This is a genomic window from Burkholderia diffusa (assembly GCF_902499115.1).
Taxonomy (GTDB): domain Bacteria; phylum Pseudomonadota; class Gammaproteobacteria; order Burkholderiales; family Burkholderiaceae; genus Burkholderia; species Burkholderia diffusa.
Map to the genome: position 1 here is coordinate 65230 of NZ_CABVPN010000036.1, position 6000 is coordinate 71229.

Below are 6000 nucleotides of genomic sequence, written 5' to 3' on the forward strand. Positions count from 1 at the left end.
TCTAGATCAGGCGCATCGGAGTGCTTCCCCCAGCTGAAAGTTTCTACGTAGAAACTTTTGCTATCTACGCAAGGAGGTTCGCCGGGCAGTGCTCGCTTGTGTCTCGGACCGCGCTCGGTTTGCCATGCGAAGGTGGCCGAGTCGTTGGCGGCAGAAGTGAAGGGGTCGATAGTAATGACTATGTTACCCTTCAGTTCGTGACATCTTGCGAAAGCCTTACGCTCGCCGCTCACGCAACTAATTTTGTTGTTACCGGCGACCGCCGAGATCTGCTGCCGGCACCACGCTGGCGGCCCGCGTGCCCCGCCTTCCGCCGGAGCCCTGTCGGACGGTCTCCTGGCCGGAGTTTTGTGGCAAAACACGCCCGGCGTGACAAGACCCCTTATCTCGCGAGCCCTGGCCGCTGTCGGCACCTGCGAGCCTGCGGATCGTTCATTGCGACACAAAATTAGTTGAAATCGCGCAGTGGGTTACAACTTTAGTTGAAACGGGATTTGGCCTCTCAGCCTTGCGTGACAAGGGTTTACTGGAAATTGTGCATAGCACAATGGCCGTAACAACTTTAGGCAGTGTGAGCGCGGGAGGCTTCTGTATGCTTGGCGCGGGCGCCGAGGGCTTGGAGGTTCTTCCGATCCGGGTGGGACCGCCGGAGAGGCGGCTTTGTCTCAAACGGTGCTGAATCTCTATTGCAAGCACCTACATTTAGCGTGGCGAAAGGCGAGGGCATTGCCAGACAGATTGCTTAATTCTCTCCGCGGTGCGGAGAGAATTAAGGGTTTGAGCGCTCGGTGGTAGGTAGCCACCCACATATCGATTTGTCGTCGATCTCGACGCTGCAAAGATCAGAAGAGGGGCCTTCCGGATTTCCTTGTACCGCGCGCGCCTAGGCCGAGTCTGGTTTGCTTGTCGTAGAAAAAGATCACTAAGAGTGATCTTTTTTATTCAAATTCAAACCACCCTGCCTTGGCAGAAGTTTCCGGAAGGTGTATTTTGTTCACTATGAGTGAACAAAATCCTGGAAAATTAAACCTGCTGCTAGCTGAGCTGGGTGATACGAGCTTGGTGTCGAGCCGCTGGCTGCGGGTTCGCGGCTACTCCAATAGCCTCGTCGCACGCTACGTGAGCAGCGGTTGGCTGGTGTCGCCGGCGCGCGGCGTCTACATGCGCAAGAGTGGGCGCCTACAGTGGGAGGGCGTGGTTCGCAGCCTGCAGGTTGGGGAGGGCATGCCGCTGCACGTCGGAGGTCGTTTTGCACTCAGCCTGCAGGGGCACGAGCACTATCTACGTCTGGGCGATGCCGGCACGATCACCCTGTATGGGGCGGAGCGGCCACCCGCTTGGATTGGCAAACTGCCTCTGACGCAGTGTTTCGAGTATCTGGGGAAGGGGCCGTTCGATTGGCCACCCATGCCGTTCGAGGTGGAGACGTCCGCGACAATGCTGTCCGAACAGGGCCTGGCGTGGCATCAGGCCGCACCTGGTGCCGATGCCTTGGTTTGTTCCATGCCGGAGCGGGCTATGCTGGAGCTGTGCGATGACGCCTCAGATGCTGCCTTGATCTACGAGGTGGATGCGCTGATGCAGGCTATGACCACGCTGCGGCCGCAGCGGGTCGGCGTATTACTGCGCCATTGCCGAAGCATCAAAGCCAAGCGGCTGTTCCTGGCGTTGGCCGAACGCCATCGGCATGCGTGGCTACCGCACGTGCCGCGGGATGGTATCGATCTAGGTCGGGGAAAGCGCGCGCTGGTGCCTGGCGGTCGCTTGCATCCGGTCTACCAGATCACCTTGCCGGGAGACCTCGATGAACACCTGGCTTGATCACTGGGATCGGCGCTATACCGACCGCGTACGGCTGCTGGTCGAGATTCTGCCGGCGCTGGCGCAAGAGCCGCGCTTCGCGCTCAAAGGCGGTACGGCGATCAACCTATTCGAGCACGACCTGCCCCGGTTGTCTGTGGACATTGATCTGGCCTGGTTGCCGGTGCACGACTATGCCGAGGACGCAAGGCTCATCGCTGAAGCGCTTGGGCGGCTGGCTGATGTGCTGCGCGCCCGGCCTCTGCAACTGCAGGTGCAATTGTCGGCAGGCGAGGGCGCAGGCGTTACGCGGCTGGTGGCCAGTCGCGGTCGTGCGCGCGTGCAGATCGAGACGACGCCGGTGATGCGCGGCACGGTGCATCCCGCGCGGAACATGGTGGTGCGCCCGAGGGTCGAGGAGGCATTTGGCTTTGCTTCGGTGCAGGTGCTGCACTTCGCTGACCTTTATGGCGGCAAGCTGGCTGCGGCATTGTCGAGACAGCATCCGCGCGACCTTTTCGATGTCGGCTTGTTGCTGGAAGACGAGCGGGCGGATCAGGCGCTCTGGCGGACCTTTCTCGTCTACCTGACCTGCAGCCCCAAGCCTGCGTGGGAAATGCTGGCGCCCCGCGTGCCTACGGATTTCGCCGCGACCTTCGAAGCGCACTTCAGGGGGATGACGGCAGAGCCTGTCGAAGCTCAGGTCCTGCTGGACATCCATGAGCGCCTGCTGGCGCATGTGGCCGGGTGGCTGGATGAGCCATCGTGCGCATTTCTGCGATCAGTGGAGGGTGAACGGCCGGACTTCGATCTGATCGGACTCCCGCACGCGGCCGGGTTGCCAGCCGTGCGACGCAAACTGCTCAACCTGGCCCAGCGCAGCGACGCCAAACGTGCGGCGGATCGGGGTCTGTTGGAAGAAACGCTGACGCGGATCGTCGGGGCTAGATCGTCACGTTGAGACCAAAACGACGCGACCGCTTAAACCATATAAATCAGGCTCATCATAGATGTTGAGGACGAAACAAGCGCCGCGTCGATAGAAATCGATAAAGTTCGGGCATCCAGGGCGGGCCATGCCTTTCATGAAGCGTGGGCCGCACGCACGGCCCTTGAACTCCTGCCGCCGTCGACCGACCTTGTCGCTATCACGCTCGAAGGCTTTGATGAGCAGGACGAGCAGGGTTTGGGAACCGGTGCGATCGAGATTGCGGATCTGGTCAGGTACCACGGCGCCGCCGACGTTGCCCGCGCACATCGCGTTACAGTCGTAGAGCAAATTAAATCATTCACTCCAGAATCCCCGCCGATTTAGGCATCCGGCCCCTGAGTTGACGACTTTATTGACGGTCTTTCCAAAATAATGTCGTCAATTCGCCTACGTCCGCAGTAAATTTGTCAATTCGCGTTGTGGACCAAGCGTTCCGGCCGTAGGTCGTAACGTCCTGATTTCTAGGCCGATTGTCGACGCACCGGTCTGCCGGTCGAAGCGCTGAGTTCAAGCAGGACTCTCTTCTCTCTGCCTCAAGCTCAGGCACCTATGCTGGGAAAGCAGTGTTGCGGGACGTTCGGGGTCGTGCGTCCGGCTACTCTCGGCCAAAAAGCGACGCTCAGAACGTCGCGTTGAACGGCTGGGACGCTGCATAAATCGGCCGCTCGATCGGGGCTACGCCGCGCATGCCTATTTTTTATGCGTTGAGTGATCCTCGAATGCGGCGACGATGTGCTCGATCATCGCCGTGATGCGCGCGGTGTGCCGAAGGTCTTGATGCGTGACGAGCCAGATTTCGTAGACCGCCCCACGTGCGGGTTCCGGCCATATCTGCACGAGGCCGTCGTGTTCAGCCAGATGGATCGGCAGCTCACCGATGCCGATGCCGCTCTTTACCGCGCTGCGCAGCATCAGGCTGGTGTTGAAGGTCGATACGATGCGCCCCGCGTGTAGCGGTTCGCCAGCAAGAGTCGGTGAACGATTGCCAGTCCAGCTTCCCTGATAGACGACGAGATCGTGACCCGCAAATGCGGAGCCAGCAACGGGCTTGCCGTGCTGCTCGATGTAGGCATTCGAGGCAAAGAGCGCCATGGGCCAGCGGGCGAGACGCCGCGCGACAAGATCTGGGTTATCCGGCCTCACTGATCGGACCGCGATATCAGCTTCACGCTTTGCCAGATTAAGCATGCGCGTCGACGTGTCCAGCAGGACGCGCACTTCGGGATGCGCCGCGTGCAACCGTTCGATAGCGGGAAGCAGGAATTCGAGCGCGATCGAGTCGGTGCTGGTGACTCTCACGTCTCCCGCAAGCCGTGTATCCGTGCCCTGAGTTCGTCTGACGAGTTCATGCGCCGCGTGTTCCATTTTCTCCGCCGATTTCAGCGCGGCCTCGCCGGCAGTGGTCAACGCATAGCCCTCGGAAGTCCGCAGGAAGAGCGTTGCACGCAGCGCGTGCTCCAGCGCCGCAATTCTTCTGCCGACCGTCGCCTGATCAAGATTGAGCGTCCTGGCTGCTCCACGGAGCGTTTTTTCGCGCTCCACCGCGAGAAACACGCGCGCGTCATCCCAGTTCATCGCCGCCTCCTGATGCAAATTTGCATCTCACGATACGAATAATGCTGCGCGAATTCATCAATGTCGAGACCTATACTGATTTCAAGAGTTCGTCGAACTGATCCGCCCGGATCAAACGAGCCTCATCCACATAAGGGGTGCTATCAATGTCTGCTTCAACTTTTCGCGTACCGTCGTCGATGACGGCCATCGAGATCAAACAGCCCGGCGGCCCTGAGGTCCTGGTGCCGACGACGCGCCCGGTGCCGGTGCCGGCCGGCGACGAGGTGCTGATTCGCATCCACGCAGCAGCCGTCAACGGTCCGGACGTGTTTCAGCGCAAGGGGCTGTATGATCCGCCCCCCGGCGCTTCGGACATTCCAGGGCTTGAAGTGGCGGGTCAAGTAGTTGCCGTTGGCCCAGACGTGACCCAATTCCGCATCGGCGAACTGGTGTGTGCATTGATTCCAGGCGGGGGCTATGCAGAGTACGCGGTCGCGCATGCCTGCAATACCATGCGCATCCCCAAAGGCCTGACGCTGGTAGAAGCGGGGGCCATGCCAGAGACGTTTATGACGGTATGGCTTAACCTGTTCCAGCGCGGCAAGCTGGCTGCCGGCGAATCGGTGTTGATCCACGGCGGCGCGTCAGGTATCGGTACGACGGCGACCATGCTGGCGAAGGCGTTTGGCGCTGCGAAAATCATCACCACCGTGGGCTCGCAGGCGCATCGGGAGGCCAGCCTCGCACTGGGCGCAGACGTCGCCATCGACTACCGCGAGAACGACTTCGTCGCCGAAACGAAGCGGTCTACCGATGAGCGAGGCGTCGACGTGATCCTCGACATCATTGCCGGGGACTACGTGGGCAGAAACTATGAAGCCGCTGCCATGGACGGACGGATCGTCCAGGTGGGCGTGATCAAGGGGCCGGCGAAGGATCTGAACATCGTGCCGATGTTGACAAAACGTCTGACGCATATGGGCTCGACATTGCGGTCGCGCACGGCCGCGGACAAGGCGACCATCATCAACGAACTGGAGCGGCAGGTCTGGCCGCTTATCGAGAGCGGCAAAATCAAGCCAGTCGTCTACAAGACCTTTGCGCTTGCCGATGCTCGCGGCGCGCATGAGCTGATCGACTCCGGCACGCACTTTGGAAAGATCGTCCTCACGACAGGTGCCGACCTCATTGGCTGAAGCCTCGATGCCCGGCGAAGAGGAGGCGCCAAGCCCTTTGCCGGTTTCGCGATGGACAAAGAGTTAGTTCCAAAGGCCGCCAACTGTCGTCGCACGCTTTGCGGCGCTCGACCGTAGTCGCTTCGAAAGCGGACGGAGATGAATCGTGTCTGTATGACCGGGACGGGTCGTTAGCGGACGATCCTCAAAAGCGTGAGCGTAGGTCTTGGCGTAGGTTTGTGTGCAGAGCCTTGTCAGATAAGGCGCAGGTACTGCTGCATCATTGGAGTGACGGGTGCAGGTGCTGCGGTGGGTTGCATGCTTATGTGACCGGGAAAAGTTGCTTTGGCTGCCCGAGTTTACCAGCGGGCCGGACGCGCTTGGGCGAAGTTCGCCGTTTGGCTAGTGTCCCGTTCCGTTGTTAACTGGTCTATGTTCGCGTAGCATGTTGACGTCAACGGAACGGGAGACGTCAGC

Annotated in this window: 5 protein-coding genes; 3 read left to right on the forward strand and 2 right to left on the reverse strand. The window is 60.3% G+C overall.

Annotated elements, in window-relative coordinates; genetic code table 11:
- Positions 1-999 precede the first annotated feature (999 nt).
- Both BTE28158_RS29155 and BTE28158_RS29160 read left to right on the forward strand, forming a co-directional pair.
- Complete coding sequence (locus tag BTE28158_RS29155) at positions 1000-1821, forward strand: type IV toxin-antitoxin system AbiEi family antitoxin domain-containing protein (protein ID WP_151047968.1); 822 nt, start codon at positions 1000-1002, stop codon at positions 1819-1821.
- Complete coding sequence (locus BTE28158_RS29160; protein ID WP_151047969.1) at positions 1805-2761, forward strand: nucleotidyl transferase AbiEii/AbiGii toxin family protein; 957 nt, start codon at positions 1805-1807, stop codon at positions 2759-2761. The genes BTE28158_RS29155 and BTE28158_RS29160 overlap by 17 nt, the downstream gene beginning before the upstream one ends.
- Here BTE28158_RS29160 and BTE28158_RS29165 read toward each other — a convergent pair.
- Positions 2753-3079 carry a hypothetical protein gene (locus tag BTE28158_RS29165; protein ID WP_151047970.1) on the reverse strand — a complete coding sequence of 109 codons (327 nt, stop codon included), beginning with the start codon at positions 3077-3079 and terminating at the stop codon, positions 2753-2755. The genes BTE28158_RS29160 and BTE28158_RS29165 overlap by 9 nt on opposite strands.
- A 402-nt stretch (positions 3080-3481) precedes the next feature.
- Complete coding sequence (locus BTE28158_RS29170; protein ID WP_151047971.1) at positions 3482-4366, reverse strand: LysR family transcriptional regulator; 885 nt, start codon at positions 4364-4366, stop codon at positions 3482-3484.
- A 146-nt stretch (positions 4367-4512) separates the two neighbouring features.
- Here BTE28158_RS29170 and BTE28158_RS29175 point away from each other — a divergent pair, with 146 nt between their 5' ends.
- Positions 4513-5544 carry an NAD(P)H-quinone oxidoreductase gene (locus BTE28158_RS29175; RefSeq protein ID WP_151047972.1) on the forward strand — a complete coding sequence of 344 codons (1032 nt, stop codon included), beginning with the start codon at positions 4513-4515 and terminating at the stop codon, positions 5542-5544.
- Positions 5545-6000 lie beyond the last annotated feature (456 nt).